This window comes from Sphingomonas sp. PSPC2-2 (assembly GCF_049897725.1).
Lineage (GTDB): Bacteria > Pseudomonadota > Alphaproteobacteria > Sphingomonadales > Sphingomonadaceae > Sphingomonas.
Genome location: NZ_JAFCWU010000007.1, coordinates 35,411 through 57,754 on the forward strand (window position 1 = coordinate 35,411; position 22,344 = coordinate 57,754).

Sequence of the window (22,344 nt, forward strand, 5' to 3'; positions counted from 1 at the left end):
CTCGATGATCAACGTCCGTGGAAGCGAAGCATTGCGTCACCGAACATGTCGCCCGGTCGCTCGCGAGTAGTTCGCGTCCCCCACAAGTCCCCTCAGCCATCCTATAATAGACTATATTTTGAAAACGGGCGTGGGCTCGTCTGGGAAATGATCGATGCGCTGGCTCTCTGCTTCCGTTGTTGCTCTGACGATACTCTGCGGTCGCCCGGCCTTTGCGCAATCGGACGCGCCTGACCGCGCCGCCGCTGCCCCCGAACCGCGTCCGATCACCTTTGACGGCCGCTATGTCATCGATCTTATCGGCGTCGCGGCCGGCGGCGAGGCGCGCCAGACCGACATTCTGGACAATCTCGAACTTACCGCCGACGCGGATCTCTCGCGTCTGGTCGGATGGCGCGGCGCGAAGGCCCGGGTACATCTGCTGAGCAATCACGGCCGCGCCATCAACGATGCTGCTGGCACACTGCAGGGGATCGACAATATCGAAGTGCCTGATGGCCGGATCAAACTCTACGAAGCGTGGATCGAGCAGGCCTTCGCCGGAGGCCGCGCCGCGCTGTTGGTCGGGCTGGCCGATCTCAACGCCGATTTCTACCAGAATGACGGGGCGGCGATCCTGATGGCTCCCGCCTTTGGCGTGGGGTCGGAACTGGCCGCGACTGGCCCTAATGGTCCGTCGATCTTTCCCTCGACCGCGTTGATGGCCCGGCTGAATGTTACGATCGGTACGTCAGGCTATGCGCGCGCTGCCGTGGTCAACGCGCGCGCGGGCGTGCTCGGCGATCAATATGGCGTTGACCTGACCATGCATGACGGCGCGCTGCTCATCGCCGAGGCGGGAACCACGCGCGGCGGAAAACTGGCGGTCGGGCTATGGCGCTACACCCGGCGGCAGGACGACATTCGCGTGATCGATGTCGATGGCAACCCGGTCCACCGCGCTGCAATGGGGGCCTATCTGCTGGTCGATCAGCATATCGCGGGCGGGGATGCGCACGCGCTGTCCTTGTTCCTGCGCGCCGGGCTTTCGGAGGGGAAGACCACACCGTTCCGCGGCGGGTTTCAGATCGGGGCCCATATCCGGGGTGTCGTTCCCGGCCGCCCCGAAGGCCGTTTGTCGTTCGGCCTCGCCCACGGGCTGCTGTCGAGCGGCTATCGGGCCAATGTGGCCGATACCGGCGAACGCGCCGCATCGGCCGAAAACGGGATCGAGATCACCTATCAGGATCGTCTGGCACCGTTCCTGACGATTCAGCCCGATCTGCAATATATCCGGCGCGCCTGCACCGAGGGCGGCGATCGGGATACGCTGGTGCTGGGCTTGCGGATGATCGCGACCTTCGGTCGCCATTGATCCTGCAGCAGCCCGGCACCAGCAGCCGGTTACGTTAGCGGCAGCGCAACTGCGTATTGTTCTGGTCGACCGTCTTGCCGACCACGCCGCCGGCAATCGCGCCAAGCAGCGTGCCGACTCCGCGCGAATGCCCGCCCGCGATCAGGTTGCCGAGCACACCGCCGCCAACCGCGCCGGCGATCAAGCCGGTCGTGCCGTCGTTGCGCTTGCAATAGAGCTGCCCGTCGCTGCCGCGGTAGACGCGGTCGTCGGAACTCAGCACGCGCTCCTGATAACGCGGATCGTCTCGATAATAACGTGCGGGGTCATAACCGCCTTCGTCGCGGTCATCGCCACGCGGATCGTAATATGGCCGCGGCGGCGGGGCATAGCCGCGCGCGCGGGCACGCTGGTAGCGGTCGAATTCCTGGCGGAACACCGCAAGCTCGTTATCGAAGCGCTGCTGCGCTTGCTGGAAGCGCTGGTCGTCGGCTGGGCTCTGCGCCAGCGCCGGGGCCGCAGTCGCCAGGCACGACCCAGCGATCAGTGCCGCCAGCATCGGCGCACTACGAAAAAAACGGCTCATCGGGGGAACTCCTTGGATGTTACGGCGCGACAACGATGCACCGCGACTTTGGTTGCGACAAGGAACCGCCTAGGCGATGGCCGCGATCACGCCACGCCATGCCGCAACCTCGTCATCGCTACGGTGCGTCACCGTGACCGGGCCCGCTGTCCGTGTCGCCAGATCGACATCGACCGATCCTGCCCATTCGAAGGTCGCATTGCCGGACAACCGCACCATACCATCGGCACTCGCCTCGGCGCGAACGAGTCCGCCACGATTGAACACCGTGATGTTGCGACCGAATGCACACTTTCCGGTCAGGCACGCGGCATAGGTCGACGCCGCCATCGCGCTGCCGCAACTGTCGGTCAGCCCCACCCCGCGTTCGAACGTGCGCACGAACAGCGCATCCTCGCCGCGTAGCTCGACAAAGGAGACGTTCGCGCGGTTGGGCAGCCAGGCGGGTGCCGCTTCGCACCGCTCGCCCAGCGCAACCAGTTCGGCCTCGTCGACCGAATCGACGAAGCTCACCAGATGCGGATTGGGGATCGCCACCGCAGTAAAGACGCGTGCGCTGCCAAGCGCTGGGATCGGCGCATCGACAATCCGCTCCGCGCCCACCGTCATCGGCCACTGCGTCACGTCGAGATTGACCGGCCCGGCCACTTCGCGGATCGTCGCCACGCCCGGTGCGAGGTCAGGATCGCGCCACACCTCGACCGTCGATGTCTGCAACCGCATCGCCGCGCGCTCGATGCCGAGCGCCTCGAACCCAAGACGCGCCACGCAGCGCACGCCGTTCAAACACGTCTCGGCTTCGCTGCCGTCGGAATTGAACATGCGAAAGCCCATCGCGTGGAGCGCATCCCCCGCCGTCAACAGCAACAGCCCGTCGCCGCCGACGCTGCCGTTCCGATCCGCCAGCGCCACCGCGATCCGTGCCCAGCTGTCGTCGTCCAGCGTCAGCGCGCGCGCGTCCACCAGGGGGAAGTCATTCCCCGAACCATGACATTTGATGAAATCGATGTGCATGTCTGTGGCCTTAGCGGGGCGGCCCGCGCGACGATAGCTACAGCCGCACGACGAACCCGGTATCCGGCGCGGCCTGCCCCGCCACCTGCGTGCGCCAGATACGTTGCAACGCCTCGATGCCCTGGCCATGCTCGACGTGAATCAGCCCCGCCGCGACGGCGACAAAGCCAGTCCATTGCGCCGCGACGGCTGCATTGAACCCTTCCTGCCCGATCTCGCCAATCAGCGCGGTCGCGGCATTGGGTGCAAAGAACCATACCGGCTTCGGGTCCGGCAGCAGCGCGGTTTCGCCACCTGCGTCATGATGCGTCACGCCCACGCGCAGGCATTGCGCCACCCGGTCCGGCAGCGCAGCGTAGGCTGCCTGCAACAGCGCCGCATTTCCGGCAAAATCGATGAGGACAGCCTCGGCGAGGCTCCCCAGACCATTGATCGCGTCATAAGCCAGCACCGCATCGTACAGCCCGGTCTTTTCGACAAAGCCGACATGCGCGGCGCTGGTCAAACCGATCCGGCGGATTTGCGGGCTGCCTTCGCGCAGCACATAGGCTGTGCCCAGCGCGGTCTTGCTCGACGCACTGGTCAGCACGACGGTGTCGGTGCCGTACCAACCCGCGCGGCGCAGTGTGTCCTCGATCAGGAAGCTGGTCAGGAACAAGGGCTCGAACAGCATCCGCAAATCCTCCCGCGCCGCATCGTGCGCCGGGTCAGCCTGGAGCCGCCGATACTGGTTGTAGACCGCGCTCATCGGCTGGCGATGCGCCGCCATGTCGCGAAACAGCCCGGCCGAAATCTTGCCCGGTTGCACGATCAGATGCGACGCCATCGGCAGGAAGCCATAAACCCGCTCGCCCACCGCAATGTCCGCGACGCGCGACGCGACCACGCGGGCATAGCCCCAGGCCGGCACGATCCCCCAGCCTTCGGGCGCGGGGAAGAAATTCCAATATCCGATCTGCGCGCCGACCACGCCATAGGTCACGGTGTTGGCGGTCACCGCGAACGCCTCGATCTGCAGCAGGATTTCACCCTCGCCCGGCTCGGGGGCCAGCGTCTCGTTGACCGCCACCTGCGTCAGCGCATCGCGCCGCACCATCATTTCGCGCTTGATCGGCATCCTCTTCCCCCAACGATCCACCTCATCGCAACCCATAATGATCGCCCAGGCGATCAAGCGCCAGTGTCAGTACGATTCGCCCGGCCCGCTGCGGCCACCCGAGTGCGCGCTCGGCGATGGGCAGCCCTTCGCCCGCACACACCACGCGCCACGCGACGTCGCGCAAGCCGCCACCAAGCCCGGCCATCGCCGCATCGAAGCGCCGTTTTGCAGCTATCTGCGCCAGTGTCGGATCGAGCCCGCTAGCGCCGCCATCCACCCGTGCCGCCCACTGCATCGTCACCCGCGGGGCGAGCGCCGCCATTTCATAGTCCGCGCGCAAGCGCTCCCCCGCCTCGAACTGCCGCGCATCGATCTTGCCATGCGCCCGCAGCCAGCTGAGCGGCGATTCGCCGACATGCACACTGACGCTGCGCCGAGGCCGATGCGTGCGCGGTGTCGCCGCGCCGCGCACCACACCGCATTCCTCGATCGCTCGCTCCACCAGTTCCCGCATCGCCGTTTCCTCTCACATCGCTTCCGCGAAAAGCGTTGCCATGAGGCCACGGATGTAGGACAGCAAAAAACCAATTTGGTTAGAAGGCTGGCATGATCACCGCTATCCGCGAAGTCCGGCGCGCCAAGGGCATGACGCTCGACGATGTCGCGCGCGCGTGTATACCGCCAACCACCGCGCAGACGATCGGTCGCCTGGAAACCGGCACGCGCACCGTCTCGGTCGGTTGGCTGAACCGGATCGCCGCAGCATTGGGGGTGCGCGCAGCCGATCTGGTCACCTTGCCCGACCGCGCCGACATCGCCGTGGCCGCAATCCTCGATACGACCGGAGCGCATGCCCCCAAGCGCCCGGCGACCGTCGTCCCCCCGGCCCCCGCACCCGAGCATGTCGCGGTGTCGGTCCAGGCCGGCGTGGGGGACTATCGTGCTGGCGACACCATCTGGTGCGTGCGTATTCCACCGGCAGATTTCGCCCAGGCGCTCAACCGCGACGTTCTCGTTCCGCGCCCGGCAGGCCGTTTCCTGTTCGCACGCCTGATCGGGCGCGAGGACGGGAAGCTCCACCTTCTCCCGCTCGGCCCCGGTGCCCGCCAGCAAGTCGTCACCGATCCGCCATGGATCGCCACCGCCGTTACATTGGTTCGCGCTTTATGATCCGCACCCTGCTCTTCGCCGCGCTCCTCGCCGTGCAAGGCGCGGCTCCGCCACCGGCACCCCCGCCGCCCGTCACCACGGCGCAGATCCTCAACCGCTACCCGCATGACACCAGCGCCTTTACCGAAGGTCTGCTGATCGACCACGGCGTGCTGTACGAAAGCACCGGGCGGGAGGGACAATCGGACATTCGCCGCGTCGACTTGGCAAGCGGCCGCGTCCTGGCACGGACGAAATTGCCGCCGAGCCTGTTTGGTGAAGGCATCGTTGCATGGAAACAGCAACTGTTCAGCGTCACCTGGCATGGCGGCCAAGGGTTTCGCTGGTCGCTCCCGGGTCTCAAGCGCTCCGGCGGATTCCGCTATAGCGGCGAAGGCTGGGCGATGACCGATGACGGGCACGCGCTGATCCTGTCGGACGGCACGCCGGTGTTGCGCTTTCTCGATCCGACCACTCAGAAGGTCGTCCGGCGCGTGACGGTGACGATCAACGGCCGCTTGCTCGACCAGATTAACGAGCTCGAATATGTCGATGGCGAGCTGCTCGCCAATATCTGGATGACGCACTATATCGCGCGGATCGATCCGGTCAGCGGCAAGGTGCTCGGCTTCATCGACCTGTCCCCGCTCCTCGCGCAGGTGCAACTGACCGACCCCGATTCGGTTGCCAACGGCATCGCGTATGATCGCGCGGCGCGGAAGCTCTACGTCACGGGCAAGAACTGGCCTGCGCTGTTCGAGATCGCGCGACCCAAGGGGGCGTGATCCGGCTCTTCGCGATTTTGGGCAGGCTCTTGCCATGCAACAGGAAATGACGGTAGCGGCGGCGCGCGTCTGAAGGGCGACCGCGCGTCGGGACCCAAGCGGTTGAGAAGGGTCTGTTGGTTATGACGCACGCACCGTCGGCTTCGTCCCCGCCCCGCCAGGATGGTCTGCGCCGCCGCATCGGCTGGTTGTTCACGATCTTGATCCTGGCGAATATCGGCGCGTGGATTTGGGCGTTCACGCTGTTTCACGAACGCCCGCTGATGCTGGGCACCGCCCTGCTCGCCTGGGGTCTGGGGCTGCGCCACGCGGTCGATGCCGATCATATCGCCGCCATCGACAACGTCACCCGCAAGCTGATGCAGGATGGCCAGCGCCCGGTCAGCACGGGCTTCTGGTTTGCGATCGGCCATTCCGGGATCATCGCAATCGCGTCGGTGGCCGTCGCGCTGACGGCGAGCGCACTCGCCGGCATGGCGGTGCTAAAGCAGATTGGCGGCACCGTCGCCACCATCGTGTCGGCGGGGTTCCTGTTCGCCATCGCGGCGACCAATCTCATCATCCTGCGCGCGGTGTGGAAGACCTTTGCCCATGTCCGCGCGGGCGGTGCCTATGTCGATGAGGATATCGACTTGCTGCTGGCCGGGCGCGGCATCTTGGCGCGGGTGTTTCGACCGATGTTCCGCTTAGTCAACCGACCGTGGCACATGGCCCCGCTCGGTTTCCTGTTCGGGCTGGGCTTCGACACGGCGACCGAGGTCGCGATCCTCGGGCTGTCCGGACAGCAGGCCGCCGATGGCACCGCGATCGGCACCATCCTCGTGCTGCCGCTGCTCTTTGCCGTGGGCATGGCGCTGATCGATACCGCTGACGGGGTCGTCATGTTGGGGGCGTATGAATGGGCCTTCGTCAAACCGATCCGCAAACTCTATTACAACATCACCATCACGCTGATGTCGGCAGTCGTCGCGATCGTGATCGGCGGCATCGAGGCGCTGGCGCTGATCGGCGGAAAGCTGGGGTTGGCGGGCTGGCCGTGGGAGACGGCGGCACGGCTGGGCGAGCAATTCAACACGCTCGGGTTTGCCATCATCGGCCTCTTCGTGCTGTGCTGGATCGTCAGCTTCGGCATCTATCGCTGGAAACGCTTCGACGAGATCGAGGTCCGCCTGCCCGGCTGAACCCGGCCAACATGCCGCATTGGCATTGCCTGCGAACTCGGTTAAGCGGTGCTCGAATTCTCCGGAGAAATCCGGGGGTTCATGATCGCACCGGTGCCCCGCGAGGGGCTTGAATGGGAATGTGGTGCGGGAGCGTGCTCCCAAATCCACAGCTGTCCCTGCAACTGTAAGCGGATAGTGCGATGCGCAGGTCTCCCCTTTGCGGGAGCAGCCACTGGAACGCCACGCAAGTGGGGATCTGGGAAGGTGCGTATCAAACGGTGACCCGTGAGCCAGGAGACCTGCCAGTGCACCGGTCGCTCTTGCCCAGATCCAGGGGATGGTCTTGGCACGGTACTTCTCCGTCTGGGCGACGAAACTGTGCGGCTGGGGCTGCACGGTCGTGCGGCCATGGGCGCTCTCGCGTCGGTCCGGGTCGCACGCCGACCGGTCATGCGCCGGCAAGCCCCGTCCTGTGTTCGTCCTGGCGCGGGGAGATGTACCATGTCCGATCTTTCCAAGATCCCCGTCACCATCGTCACCGGCTTCCTCGGGGCCGGAAAAACCACCGTGATCACGCACCTGATCCGCAACGCTGGCGGCCGGCGGCTCGCGGTCGTCGTCAATGAATTCGGCACGCTCGGCATCGACGGAGATATTCTACAGGGCTGCGCCATTCCGGATTGCCCTGCGGAAAACATCGTCGAACTGGCCAATGGCTGCATCTGCTGCACCGTCGCCGACGATTTCATTCCGACCGTCGAACGCTTGCTGGCACTCGACCCTCGGCCCGATCATATCCTGATCGAGACCTCCGGCCTCGCCCTGCCCAAACCCTTGTTGAAGGCGTTCGACTGGCCCGCGATCCGCAGCCGCATCACCGTCGATGGCGTCGTCGCGCTGGCCGATGCCGAGGCGGTGGCGGCAGGCCGCTTCGCACCCGATCTCGCAGCGCTGGAGGCGCAACGCGCCGCCGACCCCGGCATCGACCATGAAACCCCGTTGTCCGAAGTGTTTGGGGACCAATTGGCCTGTGCCGATATCGTCCTGCTCACCAAGATCGATCTGGCGGGTCCCGAAGGCGTGGCAGCGGCACGCGCGATTATCGCCGCCGAGGCACCGCGACCGGTGCCGATCCTCGAGCTGACCGACGGCGTGGTCGATCCGCGCGTAATTCTGGGGCTTGGCGCGGCCGCCGAAGACGATATCGCGGCGCGTCCGTCGCATCACGATGGCGACGACGATCACGAGCATGACGATTTCGACAGCATCGTGCTCGACATCGGCGAAATCGCCGATCCCGCCGATCTGGCTGCCCGGATCGTGCGCATCGCGCAGCAGCACCAGATCTTGCGCGTGAAGGGATATGCTGCGGTGGCGGACAAGCCGATGCGGCTGCTGGTCCAGGCGGTCGGCACGCGCGTGCGCTACCATTATGACCGTCCGTGGCGGCCGGGTGAAGCGCGGCGCACCACGCTGGTCGTCATTGCCGAGCGCGACCATATCGATGGTGAGGCGTTGCATACGGCGCTGGTCGGCTGAGGCCAGCCCGTGCACGTCCTCTTCCGCGAAAGCCACGGTCTGGAGGAAGCCGCGATCCCGCAGGATCTGGGGCAGACCCCGGCTGACCTGGTCATCCTGTCCTTTTCGGACAGCGACCTTGGTGCGTTCGCGGGCGCATGGCACTCCGCGCGAAGATCCGGGCAAACGCTGCCTTCGCTCCGGTTGGCCAATCTCGCAGCGCTCGGCCATCCGCTGTCGGTCGACACCTATGTCGAGCGCACGCTGAGCGGTGCCAAAGCGATCCTCATCCGGCTCATCGGCGGCATGCCCTATTGGAGTTACGGGTTGCAGCAGGTCGAACTGCTTGCGCGGGCACGGGGGATTGCACTGGCGGTGTTGCCCGCCGATGGTCGCGCCGACGCACGGCTGGACGCCGTCTCCACCCTGTCCGCGCAGACGCTGCGCGCGCTGGCGCGCTTGTGCGACGAAGGCGGGCCCGAAGCGAGCGGAGCCGCGTTGACGCTGCTGGCGCGCGCCGCAGGATTGTGTTGGGACGATACGGTCACGCCCCGATCGTTGCCGCTGGCGGGCGGATGGCATCCCGATTGCGGGGTGGTCGATCCGGCCACTTTTGCGCGTGATCCCGATCGACCGCTGATCTTGCTCGTCTTCTACCGCGCTTATCTCGCGGCGCAGGACCTTGACCCCTTTGCCGCGCTGCATGGCACGTTCGAGCAGCGCGGTTTTGCGACTCTGTCGCTGTTCGGACCGTCGCTGAAGCACCCGCAAACGCGCGACCGGATCGCGGCGTGGATCGGCACACTATCGCCCGTCGCAATCCTCAACGCGACCGCATTTTCGGCGCGGGGCGAGGCTGGGGAAACACCGCTCGACGCGGCGGGGGTACCGGTGTTTCAAGTGGCGCTGGCAACCTCGGGACGCGCCGCCTGGGCAGACGGCACGCGCGGCCTGTCACCTGCCGATCTCGCCATGCATGTCGTATTGCCCGAGATTGACGGTCGGCTATTCGCCGGGGTCGCCAGTTTCAAGGAAGCGGGCACGCGCGATCCGCTGCTCGAATTTGCCCGGACCGCGCATCGGGCCGAGCCCGAGCGGATCACCGCGATCGCGGACCGGGTCGCTGGTTGGACTAGGTTGGCGGCCAAAGCCGTCGGCGAACGGCAAGTGGCGCTGGTCCTGTCCACCTATCCCGGCAAGACCTATCAGATGGCCCATGCCGTCGGACTGGATGCGCTGGCATCGGCCGAGGCGATTTTGGCCGATCTGGCAAGCGCGGGATATGACGCAGAGACGCGCGACGACCTCGCCGAGGGGCTTCGCTCCGACACTTTGACCTGGCCGCTGGCTGACTATCGCCGCGCGCTGGCGGCATTGCCCGAGGCCTTGCGACACGATCTTGCCGCATCGTGGGGTGAACCCGAAGACGATCCAGCACTCTTGGACGGGATGTTCCGGTTTGCGGCGGTGCGCGCCGGGCGCACACTGGTGGCACTGCAGCCAGAACGTGGTGCCAGCACCGGGCGCGATCAGGAATATCACGACCTCACCCGATGCCCGCGCCATGGCTATGTCGCTTTCTATCTATGGCTGCGCGCGATCGGCACCGACGCGATCGTCCATGTGGGGGCACATGGCACGCTGGAATGGTTGCCGGGCAAATCGGTCGCGCTGTCGCAAGGCTGCTGGCCCGAAGCTCTGCTTGGGCCGTTGCCCTTCATCTACCCGTTCATCGTCAACGACCCCGGCGAGGCAGCACAAGCCAAGCGCCGCATCGGTGCCGTCACCATCGGCCACGTCCCGCCACCCTTGGCCCCGTCAGGTACGGGGGCCGGGCTTGGGCGGATCGAGGCGCTGCTCGACGAATTTTCCAATGCCGACGGGCTCGATCCGGCGCGCCGCGACCGATTGCAGGCCGATATTCGCGCCGAGGCCGAAGCGCTGGGACTGGAGGCCGAGCTTGGCCTGGATCGCGCGACCCGCTTGAGCGACGCGATCACACGCATCGACCGCTTCGTCTGCGACGTGAAGGAAAGCCAGTTCACCGATGGCCTGCACGTGTTCGGCCGTGGAGCGCAGGGGGCGGCGGAAAGCGCCGGCCTGCTCGCAGCGCTGGCCGGGCGGCGCGTGGCGGCCGGGCCGTCGGGCTCTCCCTATCGCGGGCGCAGCGACGTGCTGCCGACCGGACGCAACCTCTACACGATCGACCCGCGCGCAATCCCGTCGCGTTCGGCGCACGAACAGGGCGTGGTGCTGGCGGAGGAATTAATCCGCCGCCATTTGCAGGATCATGGCGACTATCCGCGCGCCCTGATCGTCGATCTGTGGGGATCGGCAACCATGCGCACCGCAGGCGAAGAATTTGCGATGGCGCTGCATCTGCTTGGGGCAAAGCCGGTCTGGGACACCGCCTCGGAGCGAGTCAGCGGAATCGAAATCCTGCCGCTCGCGCTGCTCGACCATCCACGGATCGACGTGACCTTGCGCGTGTCCGGGCTGTTCCGCGATGCCTTCCCCACGCTGCCGGTGCTCTTCGGACAAGCGGTGCGCGCGCTCGCCGCACGCGAAGAACCCCCCGACTGGAATCCCTTTGCAGGCCGGATCGCGACGGCGCGAGTCTATGGGCCGCGGCCCGGCGCTTATGGCGTTGGGCTTGGCGAGACGATCGATCTATATACCGACGACGCGCGACGCGCGGCTGGCGAAGCCTGGCTTGCGGCATCTGCCTATCCGCTCGATTTGCCGGAGGGACAGGCGGGGCCCGACGCCCAGGGCTTGCGCGATCGGGTCGCGGAGACGGATGCGTTCGTCCATCTCCAGGATTTGCCCGAAACCGACCTGCTGCTGGCCGCCGACTATGCGGCGCATGAAGCGGGGTTCGCCGCCGCAAGGGCGATCGTGGCCGCACCCGTCGCGCTCTACCATCTCGACCATCGCGATCCGGCTCGGCCCGCAGCGCGCACGCTGACCGAGGAACTGGCGCGGGTGGTCCGCGCGCGCGCGGCGCATCCGGGCTGGGTGGCGGGGATGATGCGCCACGGGTTTCGCGGCGGGGCGGAATTGGCGGCGACGCTGGACCATCTGGGCACGTTCGCGCACCTCTCCGCCAGCGTGCCGCCACAACTGTTCGACCTCTATTACGATGCCACGCTCGGCCAAGCCGAGGTGCGGGCGTTTCTGGAGCGCGACAATCCGGGCGCGCTGGCGGCGATGGAGGCGCGCTTTGCCGCGCTCCATGCCGCCGGGCTGTGGCCGACGCGCCGCAATTCGATCCTCGCGCAGTTGCAGGGGGTCGCATGAGCCCCTTCATCGTAAAGGGCTGGTGCCCCGATGCGTGGCGACCGATGCGCTCGGGCGATGGACTGCTGGTGCGGGTGAAGCCCCGGCTTGGCCGGTTGACAGCCCACCAGGTGCGCGGGCTGTGCGCGGCGGCGATCGCTTATGGTAGCGGCGTGATCGACCTCACATCGCGCGCCAATCTGCAGCTTCGCGGCGTGTCGGAGGATGGCTGGCAGCCGCTTTTGCAGGCGTTGATCGCACTGGATCTGGTCGATGCCGATGCAGAAGGCGAGAAGCGGCGGATGATCCTCGTCGCGCCTCAGTGGCAGGAGGGCGACGACACCCACCGCATCGCCTGCGACCTTGTCGAACATTTGCACACCGCACCCGATCTGCCGGCCAAGGTCGGTTTCGTCGTCGATGCCGGAGCCACGCGCGTGCTGGGGACGGAGACCGGCGATTTCCGGGTCGAGCGCGCAGCCGACGGGGCGTTGATCCTGCGCGCCGATGGCCGGGCGACCGGGGTTGCGGTGGCACGCGGGGACGAGGCCACCGCGTTGATCGCGCTGGCGCGGTGGTTCATGGACAGCGGTGGTGCGGTCGCCGGACGCATGGCCCGCCACGAAGCGGCCCTGCCGGATTGGGCGACGGGCGCACTGCCCCCCTCGTCATCGCTCGCTCCACTTCAGCCGGGCACGTGGCAGCGCGGCATGGCATGGGCGTTGCCCTTCGGCCAGATCGCAGCGGCGGTGCTTGCCGATCTTGTCACGCCCGGGTCGACCGTCGCCGCGGTGCGGATCACGCCGTGGCGGCTGATTCTGGTCGAGGGCGACCGCACGCCATCGCCGCCGCACGGAATGCTGGCCGACCCGTCCGACTTCCTGCTGCGCGCGGATGCCTGTCCCGGTGCGCCATATTGCCCGCAAGCAAGCGTCGAAACCCGCAGTCTGGCCGCTCGCCTGGCGCCGTCGATCGCCGGGCGACTGCATGTGTCGGGCTGCGCCAAGGGCTGCGCATCACAACGCGCCGCCGACGTCACAGTGACCGGGCGCGATGGCCTTTACGACCTTTCCCTCAACGCGCGCGCCGGGGCTCCGGCGGTGCGCACGGCGCTCAGCCGCGCCGCGCTGCTCGCCCAATTCGGAAGCAATTGATGCCGTACCACTATGAAACCGACGGCGCGGCAATCTATCGCCAGTCCTTCGCCACGATCCGCGCCGAGGCGGACCTTGCCCGGTTTACCGCCGAGGAAGAACCGGTGGCGGTGCGTATGATCCACGCCTCGGGCCTGGTGGAACTGGCCCCGCATATCCGGTTTTCCGTTAGCTTCGCCGCCGCAGCGCGCACCGCGCTGGCGGAGGGCGCACCGATCCTGTGCGACGCGCGCATGGTGAGCGAGGGGATTACGCGCGTGCGCTTGCCCGCCTCCAACCCGGTCTTGTGTACGCTGCACGATCTGCACGTACCGGATCTGGCGCGGGCGATGGGCAATACGAGGTCGGCGGCGGCGCTGGAGTTGTGGCGGCCGCATCTCGCGGGGGCGGTGGTGGCGATCGGCAATGCCCCGACCGCCTTGTTCCATTTGCTCAATATGCTGGAGGACCCGGACTGTCCGCGTCCCGCCGCGATCATCGGGGGCCCGGTCGGCTTTGTCGGCGCGGTGGAATCCAAGGCGGCCTTGTGGGACGTACAGCCTGTGCCATGCTGCGTCGTGGCAGGGCGGCTGGGCGGCAGTGCGATCACCGTTGCCGCAGTCAACGCACTCGCGAGCCGCGCCGAATGAGCGCGCGGGTGGGCACCATTTACGGCGTCGGGCTGGGCCCCGGTGCGCCCGATTTGCTGAGCGTGCGGGCCGATCGGCTGGTGCGCGGTGCCACCCATATCGCCTATTTTCGCAAGGCCGGACGCCCCGGACAGGCGCGGCGCATCGTCGAGGGAATGCTGCGCGCCGACGCGATCGAGCTGGCGATGGAATATCCGGTAACGATCGAAATCCCGCTGAGCGACCCGCGCTACAATGCCTGCCTTGCCGCTTTCTACGCCGACTGCAGCGCGCGGCTGACCGCGCTGGCGCAAACGGGCGCGGACGTGGTGGTCCTGTGCGAGGGCGACCCGTTTTTCTACGGGTCGTTCATGCACCTGCATGCGCGCCTGTCGGGCGTGGTGCCGGTGGAGGTGGTGCCGGGCATTACCGGTATGGCCGGGGCGTGGAACGCAACCGCCATGCCGATCACCTGGGGCGACGACGTGTTGACGGTCGCGATGGCCACCTTGCCGGAAACGGAACTCGTCCGCCGGATTCGCGACACCGACGCGCTGGTCGTGATGAAAATCGGACGCCATCTGGCCAAGCTGCGCCGCGCGGTCGCCGCTGCGGAGCGCGAGGATGCGGCGTGGTTGGTCGAACATGCCGCTATGCCAGGACAGAAAGTAACGCGACTGGTCGAGGCTGACAGCGTCACGCCCTATTTCGCAATTCTGCTGATCCACGGACAGGGACGCAGACCATGAGCGCCGGTTGGCTCGCCATCGCTGGCCTGGGCCCTGGCGACGCGGCGCAGATCACCCCGGAAGTGTCGGACGCGTTGTCCAGCGCGAGCGACGTGATCGGCTACGTTCCCTATGTCGCACGGGTCGCGCCGCGCGCGGGGTTGACGCTGCACCCCTCCGACAATCGCGTCGAGCTGGACCGGGCAGCGCACGCGTTGACATTGACGGCGCAGGGTCGGCGTGTGGTGGTGGTTTCGTCGGGCGACCCCGGCGTGTTCGCCATGGCAGCAGCCGTGTTCGAGGCGGTCGAGGCGGGGCTGCCCGCATGGCGCGACCTCGATATCCGGGTGCTGCCGGGGATCACCGCGATGCTCGCCGCCAGCGCGCGTGCCGGTGCCCCGCTCGGCCACGATTTCTGTGCGATCAACCTGTCGGACAATCTCAAGCCGTGGACGATGATCGAGAAACGCCTGCGGCTGGCGGCAGAGGCGGATTTCGCCATGGCCTTTTACAACCCGCGCTCAAAGGCGCGGCCCGAGGGGTTTGCCCGCGTCCTCGCGGTGTTGCGCGCGGCATGTGGCGACGATCGCCCGGTCCTGTTCGCCCGCGCCGTCTCGACCCCCGAGGAACATCTGCAAATCGTGCCCTTGGGGCAGGCGCGCGCCGAGATGGCCGACATGCGGACAATGGTGATCGTAGGATCGAGCCAGACGCGGACGATCCAACGCTCCAGCGGCGTGTTTCTCTACACGCCGCGTTCGGCAGACGTGTCATGAAGCAGCCAATCCAGCACCGCTGCGGGATCGCACATTTGGTGCCGCTCGGGCATGGCCGGGCGGTCGATCATCAGCACCGGCACACCGAGACGCCGGGCGGCGATCAACTTGGCCTCCGCCCCGCTTCCGCCTGCATTTTTGCACACCACCAGATCGATCGCGTGATCGCGCAGCACAGCGACGTCGCCGTCGACGGTGAACGGTCCTCGATCCACGATCAAGCTGTAGTGCGGCAGCGGCGGTGGCTGATCCGGGACATCGACGAAGCGCAGCAGATAACGGTGCTGTGGCTGGGCGACAAAGGCGTCCACATGCATCCGCCCCAGCGCCAGCAAGATGCGACGCGGCGGCACCGTCAGCGCCGCCACCGCACCGGCAATATCGGCGACGTGGCTCCAGCGATCCTCTTCGGTGGGCACCCAGGCGGGCCGGGTCAGGGCGATATGGGCAACTCCCGCCAGACGCGCAGCGGCGATGGCGTTGGTGCTCATCGTCGCTGCGAAGGGATGTGTCCCATCGACCAGATGCGTTATCCGGTGCTCGCGCAGATATCCCGCCAGCCCTCCAATCCCGCCAAAACCGCCGATACGGACCGGCACGGGTTGCGGACGGGGGGATTGCGTCCGGCCAGCGTAGCTGAGCGTGGCCGCAACGCCGCCGGCCGCCAGCAGCGCCGCGAGCGCGCTCGCCTCGGTCGTTCCGCCCAGCAAAAGGACCTTGCGCATGGCTGAAACGGCTCCGCAGCTTCGGCAACAGCCGTGGTTGACGATTGTGGGCGTCGGGGCGGCAGGCCCGGATAGCCTTTCGCCCGCCAGCCAGACGGCTTTGGCCGAGGCCGAGCTGGTCATCGGATCGGCTCGGCATCTGTCGCTATTCCCGGCGATTACCTGCCCCGTGATCGAATGGCCAGTGCCCTTTGCCGACGGCATTGCGCTGTTGCTGACGCATCGCGGTCGAAAGGTGGTGATGCTGGCGTCGGGCGATCCGTTTTGGTTCGGGGCGGGCAGCAGCGTCACGCGTCACCTGTCGCGCGATGAATGGGTGGCGCATCCAACGCCCTCCACGTTCAACCTCGCCGCCGCGCGCCTGGGCTGGGCATTGCAGGACACTGTCTGCCTCGGCCTCCACGCCGCGCCATTGGAAAGGACGCGTCCGCACCTCGCTCCCGGTGCGCGGCTTCTGGTGCTGGTGCGCGATGGCGCAGCGGTGGCGGCTCTCGCCACCTATCTGCGGGATCTCGGCTTTGGCGCGTCGCGGCTGCACGTACTGGAGGGACTGGGTGGACCGGACGAGCGCATCCGTCCGGCGCAAGCCGATACGCTCGATGTTGTCGATATCGCCCATCCGGTCGCAGTCGCAGTCGAATGCGCGGGTTCGGGGGCCGTCGTGCCGCGTGCATCGGGCCTGCCCGACACCCTGTTCGATCATGATGGCCAAATCACCAAGCGCCCGATCCGGGCGCTGACGCTGTCGGCGCTGGCCCCGCGCCCGGGGGAAACGCTCTGGGACATCGGGGCTGGATCGGGCTCGATCGCGATCGAATGGCTGCTGGCGCACCCGGCCAACCGCGCGCTGGCGATCGAGGCGGATGCGCCCCGCGCCGAACGCGCCCGCGCCAATGCCTGGGCGCTGGGTGTCGATCGGCTGGAGGTGCTGATCGGAACCGCGCCGTCTGCTCTGCCCGAAGGCGCGAGCCCCGATGTGGTGTTCATCGGTGGCGGCCTCTCACACACGCTGCTGGAGGCGCTGTGGGCACAGCTGCCAGTCGGCACGCGGCTGGTGGCCAATGCCGTGACGCTGGAATCGGAGGCACTGCTCGCCACCTGGCAGCAGGTGAAAGGCGGTGCCCTCCTGCGGATTGAGCTCGCTCAGGCAGCGCCGCTCGGCGGTCGGCGCGGGTGGCGGTCGCAGTATCCCGTCGTGCAATGGAGTGTCATCCTGTGATCGTCGCCGGGTTCGGCTTTCGCGCCGGGGCACCGTTGGAATCGCTCCGTGCCGCCCTCACGCTGGCGCAACAAGGCCATCCGGCGGTAACGCATCTTGCCACGGCGCAGGGCAAGGTCGCCGAGCTGTCGCCGCTGGCCGAAGCCTTGGGTTTGCCGTTACGAGCCGTGTCGTCGGATGCCCTGTCCGGCGTCATCACGCCCACCCGCTCCACCCCCAGCCTGGCCGCGCACGCCTGCGGCAGTGTCGCCGAAGCGAGTGCGCTCTGTGCCGCTGGTGTCGGTGCACGCCTGCTCGGCCCGCGCCATGTTTCGCCCGATCGCATGGCCACCTGCGCGATCGCTGAAGGACCCCAGTCATGACCGTTCATTTCATCGGGGCTGGCCCCGGCGCGCCCGATCTGTTGACGCTGCGCGGCCGCGATCTGATCGCCGCCAGCCCGGTCTGCCTGTATGCAGGGTCGCTTATCCCCGAAGCGGTGCTGCGCCACTGCCCGCCGGGGGCGCGGATCATCAACACCGCGCCGATGGACCTGGACGCGATCATCGCCGAAATCGCCACCGCCCATGCGCTGGGGCACGATGTCGCGCGGCTGCATTCGGGGGATCTGTCGCTATGGTCGGCGATGGGCGAGCAACTGCGTCGCCTGCGCGCGCTGGGCATTCCCGTCACGGTCACCCCCGGCGTGCCCGCCTTTGCCGCCGCCGCTGCCGCGCTGGAGGCGGAACTGACCTTGCCCGCGCTCGCCCAGTCGGTCGTGCTGACGCGCACGCCGGGACGCGCCAGTACGATGCCCCCTGCGGAAAGCCTCGCCCATTTCGCAGTCACCGGGGCAACACTGGCGATCCATCTGTCGATCCACGCGCTCGATCGCGTCGTCGCCGATCTTACCCCGGCCTACGGCGCGGATTGTCCGGTGGCAGTGGTCTGGCGGGCGAGCTGGCCCGATCAGCGTATCGTGCACGCCACGCTGGCGACGATCACGGATGCGGTCGCGGGCAGCATGGAGCGCACCGCGCTGATTCTGGTCGGCCGCGTGCTGGCAGCCGAGGATTTCGCCGAAAGCAGCCTTTACGCCCAAGGCTATGACCGGCGCTTCCGGCCGCAGGATGCAGCCTCGCGTTTTGCGGAGTCTGCCGAATGAGCGTGCCGGGCCTCATGATCGCCGCCCCGGCATCGGGCACGGGCAAGACAACGGTCATGCTCGGGCTGCTCCGCGCGCTCAGCGCACGCGGGCTGGTGGTGCAGCCGTTCAAGAGCGGACCCGATTATATCGATCCGGCCTTTCACCGCGCGGCGTGCGGGCGCGCGTCGTTCAACCTCGACAGTTGGGCGATGACGGGTGGTTTGCTCGATACGATCGCAGGCGAAGCAGCGGGCGCGGATCTCGTCCTCGCCGAAGGCTCGATGGGGCTTTATGATGGCGTCGCCCAACCCGGTGCCACTGGCAACGGGGCAAGCGCCGACATTGCGCGCCGCATGGGCTGGCCCGTCGTGCTGGTGATTGATGTGTCGGGCCAGGCGCAGTCTGCGGCAGCGATCGCGCTTGGTTTCAAGCTGCTCGACCCCACTGTCCCGCTCGCCGGGGTCATCCTCAACCGCGTCGCCAGCCCGCGCCACGAACGGCTGGTACGGCGCGGACTGGAAGCGGTGGGAATTGCGGTGCTGGGGGCCTTGCCGCGCCGTGGCGACTTGACCTTGCCCGAGCGGCATCTGGGGCTCGTCCAGGCGATCGAACATCCCGCGCTCGATGCCGCGATCGCCGATTATGCCGCCTTCCTGCGCGACCATGCCGATCTCGACGCGATTTGCGCCGCCGCCGCGCAGAAACGGGCGCACACGCCCGACCGTTCGCTCCTGCCCGCGCCGCCAGCCCAACGCATCGCGATCGCGCGCGATGCCGCCTTCTCCTTCGTCTATCCGCACGTGCTGGAGGGGTGGCGACGCGGCGGCGCGGAAATCCTGCCTTTCTCGCCGCTCGCCAATCAAGCACCGGATGCCACCGCCGACATGGTGTGGTTGCCCGGCGGCTATCCCGAACTCCACGCAGGGCCGATCGCCGCCGCCACAACCTTTCTGGGTGGCCTTCGCCACCATGCGGAGACGCGCCCGGTCCACGGCGAATGCGGCGGCTATATGGTGCTGGGCGCGGCGCTGATCGACAAAGACGGCGCAGCGCATCGCATGGCCGGTCTGCTCGGGCTGGTCACCAGCCATGCCCAGCGCCGCATGCATCTGGGCTATCGCCTTGCCGAACTGGTCGCGCCGGTGGGAGCGCTGGCGGCGGGCACGCGGCTGCGCGGCCATGAATTTCATTACTCGACGGTCGTCGAACAGACCGACGCACCGCTCGCTTATGTCACCGACGCTGACGGCGCAGCGGTCGCCGAAACCGGCTCGCGGCGCGGCCGCGTCACCGGCAGCTATTTTCATATGATCGCTACCGCACAATGACCGGCTTTGTTTCCTTTGTCGGCGCCGGCCCCGGCGATCCCGAATTGCTGACGCTGAAGGGCCTGTCGCGGCTGCAACAGGCCGATGCCGTGCTGTTCGACGATCTCGCCTCCGGTGCGATGCTCGACCACGTCCGCGCCGGTACGACCTTGATCGATGTCGGCAAACGCGCCGGACGCCCCTCCCCCAGCCAGGCCGAAGTGAACCGCTTGCTCGTCGCCCATGCTGCCACGGGTGGGCGTGTGGTGCGGCTAAAGTCGGGCGACGCCGGGATCTTCGGTCGGCTGGAGGAGGAGATCGAAGCGTTGCGGCTGGCGAACATCCCCTTCGAGATCATTGCCGGCGTCAGTTCGGCCAGCGCAGCGGCGGCGGCGGCGGCGATCCCGCTCACGCGGCGGGCGCTGGCGCGGCGCGTTCAGTTCATCACTGGGCACGATGCGACCGGGGCGCTGCCGCACGACCTCAATCTGGCGGCGCTCGCCGATGCCGAGGCGACGACGGTGGTGTTCATGCCCAAGCGCACCTTCCCCGCGCTGGCCACGCGTCTGATCGCCGCCGGATTGCCGCCGCAGACACCCGCGTTGCTGGCCGAAAATGTCGGCCATGCCAGTCAGCGGATAACGCGCAGCTCGGTCGCCGCGCTGGCCGATGCGCTGACCAAGGGCGCGGGATCGGCCCCCGCGCTGATCCTCTATGGCCCGTTGATGGAGGACGCATGATCGATCTCGACCTGATCGGCATCGCCACCGGCAATCCCGACCATCTGACCGCGCAGGCGGTGCAGGCGATGAACAGCGCCGACCTGATCCTGCTGCCGCGCAAGGGCGATGCCAAATCCGACCTGATCGACCTGCGCCGCGCGATCTGCGCGCGGGTGCTGACCGGGCCGACGCGGATCGTCGCCTTCGACATGCCGGTGCGCGCAGCAGGCGGGGACTATGCCCACGCCGTCGACGACTGGCACGACGCCATCGCCGCCGCATGGCGCGCTCAGATCGTGGCGCATTTGCCCGAGGGCGGGCGGCTGGCGCTGCTCGTCTGGGGCGATCCCGCGCTCTATGACAGCAGCTTGCGCATCGCGGAGCGGTTGCGGGCGAGCGGCCTGCCGCTCCGCGTGCGCGTCGTGCCGGGACTGACCAGCCTGCAGCTGCTCACCGCCGCGCACGCCATCCCGCTCAATGCCCTCGCGGGTGCCGTCACGATCACCACCGGGCGGTTATTGCGCGCCTGTGGCTGGCCCGACGCGGCCGACACGGTTGTGGTTATGCTCGACAGCGGCTGCGCGTTCGAGGTGCTGGAGCCGGACGGCATTTCGATCTGGTGGGGTGCCTATGTCGGGATGCCACAGGAAACGCTGATCCACGGACCGCTCGCCACCGTCGCGCCGCGCATTGCCGCCGCGCGAGCCAACCTGCGCGCGCGCCATGGCTGGATCATGGATATCTATCTCTTACGAAAGAACCGCGCCGATGTCGCTTGACCCCGAAGACGCTGCGTCGGCGATCGAAGCGCGGCACACCGAGAAGATGCGCAAAAAACAGGCCGCGCAAGCCAGGATCGTCGCGGGGAAGGCCCGCGAAAAGGGCCTCCTGATCGTCCACACCGGCAAAGGCAAGGGCAAGACCAGCGCCGCGCTGGGCATGGTCGTGCGCGCGATCGGGCACGGCATGAAGGTGGGCGTCGTCCAGTTTGTGAAGGGCGCGATGCAGACCGGGGAAGCGCGCGTCTTCGCCGCCTTTCCCGACAATGTCGAATTCAAGCCGATGGGCGAGGGCTTCACCTGGGACACGCAGGACCGCGCGCGCGATATCGCCGCCGCGCGCCGTGCGTGGGACGAAGTGCAGCGCATGATCGCGGACCCCGCCTATCACATGGTGCTGGCCGACGAGATGAACATCGCGTTGCGTTACGAGTATCTGCCGCTCGACGAGGTGCTGGCGGTGCTCGCTGCCAAGCCCGAGAGGAAGCACGTCATCGTCACCGGCCGCAATGCGCCCGAGGCGCTGATCGACGCAGCCGATCTCGTCACCGACATGACGATGGTCAAGCACCCGTTCCGCGCGGGCGTAAAGGCGCAGGCGGGGATCGAATTTTGACCGAAGGACCGCCCGCCTTCGATGTCGCGTTTCAGGCGCGCTTCGGCAACCTGCTGCGCTGGCGACGCGATGTGCGCCATTTCGATCCGCGCGCGGTGGCGGAAGCGGACATACGCGCCATCCTGCATTCGGCCGCTTTCGCGCCGTCGGTCGGCAATGCGCAGCCGTGGCGCTTCGTGCGGGTGCGCACGCGTGCACTGCGCGACGCGCTGGCCATCCATGTCGATGCGCAAAAGGCCGAAGCGGCAACGCGTTATCGCGGCACCGAACGGTACGATCGCTATCAGGCGCTGAAGCTGCACGGCTTGCGCGAGGCCCCCGAAGTGCTGGCGGTCTTCTGCGACGAGCAACCCGCCGCCGGGCACGGCCTCGGCGTCGCGACCATGCCCGAAATGCTGCGCTATTCGTGCGTCATGGCGATCCACACGCTGTGGCTGACGGCGCGGCTGCGCGGCATCGGCATGGGCTGGGTATCGATCGTGGATCCGCTGGAGGTTCAGGCGCTGCTCGACGTGCCGGCGCAGTGGTCGCTGATTGCAGTGTTGTGTGTCGGCTACCCGAGCGAGGCCTCCCTTACGCCCGAACTCGAACGGCACGGCTGGCAGGCACGCGAACCCATGGACGACCGGATTTTCGAACGATGACCCCAACAGAAAAG

23 protein-coding genes and 1 riboswitch are annotated in these 22,344 nt (G+C 67.4%); of the genes, 18 read left to right on the forward strand and 5 right to left on the reverse strand.

The features are described from left to right. Nucleotides 1-154 precede the first annotated feature (154 nt). On the forward strand, nucleotides 155-1,354 hold the full coding sequence (locus ACP7BY_RS13435) for a carbohydrate porin (protein WP_033966149.1): 1,200 nt from the start codon (nucleotides 155-157) through the stop codon (nucleotides 1,352-1,354). Between the two features lie 34 nt (nucleotides 1,355-1,388). On the opposite strand, the gene ACP7BY_RS13440 is transcribed toward ACP7BY_RS13435, so the two are convergent. The 4 genes from ACP7BY_RS13440 to ACP7BY_RS13455 all read right to left on the reverse strand — a co-directional run bounded on the left by ACP7BY_RS13440 (nucleotide 1,389) and on the right by ACP7BY_RS13455 (nucleotide 4,546). After that, entirely contained in the window at nucleotides 1,389-1,919 is a 531-nt protein-coding gene (locus ACP7BY_RS13440; protein ID WP_137902428.1) for a glycine zipper 2TM domain-containing protein, read from the reverse strand. A gap of 69 nt (nucleotides 1,920-1,988) precedes the next feature. Further along, nucleotides 1,989-2,933: a diaminopimelate epimerase gene (gene dapF / locus ACP7BY_RS13445; protein ID WP_033966150.1), complete on the reverse strand. Its 945-nt coding sequence runs from the start codon at nucleotides 2,931-2,933 to the stop codon at nucleotides 1,989-1,991. Nucleotides 2,934-2,970: 37 nt separating this feature from the next. Beyond that, complete coding sequence (locus ACP7BY_RS13450) at nucleotides 2,971-4,050, reverse strand: DUF2855 family protein (protein WP_137902429.1); 1,080 nt, start codon at nucleotides 4,048-4,050, stop codon at nucleotides 2,971-2,973. Between the two features lie 22 nt (nucleotides 4,051-4,072). Further along, a complete protein-coding gene (locus tag ACP7BY_RS13455; protein WP_033966151.1) occupies nucleotides 4,073-4,546 on the reverse strand; it encodes a DUF6456 domain-containing protein in 474 nt (157 codons plus the stop codon). A gap of 92 nt (nucleotides 4,547-4,638) precedes the next feature. Here ACP7BY_RS13455 and ACP7BY_RS13460 point away from each other — a divergent pair, with 92 nt between their 5' ends. The 9 genes from ACP7BY_RS13460 (at nucleotide 4,639) to cobJ (ending at nucleotide 15,192) form a co-directional block, all read left to right on the forward strand. Beyond that, the gene (locus ACP7BY_RS13460) at nucleotides 4,639-5,202 is read left to right on the forward strand and encodes a helix-turn-helix domain-containing protein (RefSeq protein ID WP_033966152.1); all 564 of its coding nucleotides are present in this window, start codon (nucleotides 4,639-4,641) and stop codon (nucleotides 5,200-5,202) included. Then, nucleotides 5,199-5,966, forward strand: a complete 768-nt coding sequence (locus ACP7BY_RS13465; protein WP_033966153.1) for a glutaminyl-peptide cyclotransferase — start codon at nucleotides 5,199-5,201, stop codon at nucleotides 5,964-5,966. Before ACP7BY_RS13460 ends, ACP7BY_RS13465 begins: the two co-directional genes overlap by 4 nt. 122 nt (nucleotides 5,967-6,088) lie before the next feature. After that, complete coding sequence (locus ACP7BY_RS13470) at nucleotides 6,089-7,147, forward strand: HoxN/HupN/NixA family nickel/cobalt transporter (protein ID WP_052192457.1); 1,059 nt, start codon at nucleotides 6,089-6,091, stop codon at nucleotides 7,145-7,147. Nucleotides 7,148-7,221: 74 nt separating this feature from the next. After that, nucleotides 7,222-7,450: riboswitch (cobalamin riboswitch) on the forward strand. Nucleotides 7,451-7,630: 180 nt separating this feature from the next. Next, on the forward strand, nucleotides 7,631-8,668 hold the full coding sequence (cobW, locus tag ACP7BY_RS13475) for a cobalamin biosynthesis protein CobW (protein ID WP_033966154.1): 1,038 nt from the start codon (nucleotides 7,631-7,633) through the stop codon (nucleotides 8,666-8,668). 9 nt (nucleotides 8,669-8,677) lie between these two features. Further along, on the forward strand, nucleotides 8,678-11,947 hold the full coding sequence (cobN, locus tag ACP7BY_RS13480) for a cobaltochelatase subunit CobN (protein WP_137902430.1): 3,270 nt from the start codon (nucleotides 8,678-8,680) through the stop codon (nucleotides 11,945-11,947). After that, on the forward strand, nucleotides 11,944-13,080 hold the full coding sequence (locus tag ACP7BY_RS13485; protein WP_137902431.1) for a cobalamin biosynthesis protein CobG: 1,137 nt from the start codon (nucleotides 11,944-11,946) through the stop codon (nucleotides 13,078-13,080). The genes cobN and ACP7BY_RS13485 overlap by 4 nt, the downstream gene beginning before the upstream one ends. After that, entirely contained in the window at nucleotides 13,080-13,709 is a 630-nt protein-coding gene (locus ACP7BY_RS13490; RefSeq protein WP_033966155.1) for a precorrin-8X methylmutase, read from the forward strand. Before ACP7BY_RS13485 ends, ACP7BY_RS13490 begins: the two co-directional genes overlap by 1 nt. Then, nucleotides 13,706-14,437 carry a precorrin-2 C(20)-methyltransferase gene (cobI, locus tag ACP7BY_RS13495; protein ID WP_033966156.1) on the forward strand — a complete coding sequence of 244 codons (732 nt, stop codon included), beginning with the start codon at nucleotides 13,706-13,708 and terminating at the stop codon, nucleotides 14,435-14,437. Before ACP7BY_RS13490 ends, cobI begins: the two co-directional genes overlap by 4 nt. Continuing rightward, nucleotides 14,434-15,192, forward strand: coding sequence for a precorrin-3B C(17)-methyltransferase (gene cobJ, locus ACP7BY_RS13500; protein WP_033966157.1), 759 nt, complete (start codon nucleotides 14,434-14,436; stop codon nucleotides 15,190-15,192). The genes cobI and cobJ overlap by 4 nt, the downstream gene beginning before the upstream one ends. Here cobJ and ACP7BY_RS13505 read toward each other — a convergent pair. Continuing rightward, nucleotides 15,162-15,917, reverse strand: coding sequence for a cobalt-precorrin-6A reductase (locus tag ACP7BY_RS13505; RefSeq protein WP_137902432.1), 756 nt, complete (start codon nucleotides 15,915-15,917; stop codon nucleotides 15,162-15,164). The two genes, cobJ and ACP7BY_RS13505, sit on opposite strands and share 31 nt — an antisense overlap. Between ACP7BY_RS13505 and ACP7BY_RS13510 the strand changes: the two genes are divergently transcribed. The 8 genes from ACP7BY_RS13510 to bluB are packed head-to-tail and all read left to right on the forward strand — an operon-like array spanning nucleotide 15,916 to nucleotide 22,330. After that, nucleotides 15,916-17,136, forward strand: coding sequence for a bifunctional cobalt-precorrin-7 (C(5))-methyltransferase/cobalt-precorrin-6B (C(15))-methyltransferase (locus ACP7BY_RS13510; protein ID WP_033966158.1), 1,221 nt, complete (start codon nucleotides 15,916-15,918; stop codon nucleotides 17,134-17,136). The two genes, ACP7BY_RS13505 and ACP7BY_RS13510, sit on opposite strands and share 2 nt — an antisense overlap. Next, on the forward strand, nucleotides 17,133-17,498 hold the full coding sequence (locus ACP7BY_RS13515; protein WP_033966159.1) for a cobalamin biosynthesis protein: 366 nt from the start codon (nucleotides 17,133-17,135) through the stop codon (nucleotides 17,496-17,498). The genes ACP7BY_RS13510 and ACP7BY_RS13515 overlap by 4 nt, the downstream gene beginning before the upstream one ends. Further along, nucleotides 17,495-18,280 (forward strand): precorrin-4 C(11)-methyltransferase, encoded by a 786-nt coding sequence (gene cobM, locus ACP7BY_RS13520; protein ID WP_137902433.1) that lies wholly within the window; start codon nucleotides 17,495-17,497, stop codon nucleotides 18,278-18,280. Before ACP7BY_RS13515 ends, cobM begins: the two co-directional genes overlap by 4 nt. Beyond that, the gene (locus ACP7BY_RS13525; RefSeq protein WP_033966168.1) at nucleotides 18,277-19,590 is read left to right on the forward strand and encodes a cobyrinate a,c-diamide synthase; all 1,314 of its coding nucleotides are present in this window, start codon (nucleotides 18,277-18,279) and stop codon (nucleotides 19,588-19,590) included. The genes cobM and ACP7BY_RS13525 overlap by 4 nt, the downstream gene beginning before the upstream one ends. Beyond that, on the forward strand, nucleotides 19,587-20,309 hold the full coding sequence (gene cobA, locus ACP7BY_RS13530) for a uroporphyrinogen-III C-methyltransferase (RefSeq protein ID WP_033966160.1): 723 nt from the start codon (nucleotides 19,587-19,589) through the stop codon (nucleotides 20,307-20,309). Before ACP7BY_RS13525 ends, cobA begins: the two co-directional genes overlap by 4 nt. Then, nucleotides 20,306-21,070, forward strand: a complete 765-nt coding sequence (gene cobF / locus ACP7BY_RS13535; protein WP_033966161.1) for a precorrin-6A synthase (deacetylating) — start codon at nucleotides 20,306-20,308, stop codon at nucleotides 21,068-21,070. Before cobA ends, cobF begins: the two co-directional genes overlap by 4 nt. After that, on the forward strand, nucleotides 21,060-21,686 hold the full coding sequence (gene cobO / locus ACP7BY_RS13540) for a cob(I)yrinic acid a,c-diamide adenosyltransferase (RefSeq protein ID WP_052192458.1): 627 nt from the start codon (nucleotides 21,060-21,062) through the stop codon (nucleotides 21,684-21,686). Before cobF ends, cobO begins: the two co-directional genes overlap by 11 nt. After that, on the forward strand, nucleotides 21,683-22,330 hold the full coding sequence (bluB, locus tag ACP7BY_RS13545) for a 5,6-dimethylbenzimidazole synthase (protein WP_033966162.1): 648 nt from the start codon (nucleotides 21,683-21,685) through the stop codon (nucleotides 22,328-22,330). Before cobO ends, bluB begins: the two co-directional genes overlap by 4 nt. Nucleotides 22,331-22,344 lie beyond the last annotated feature (14 nt).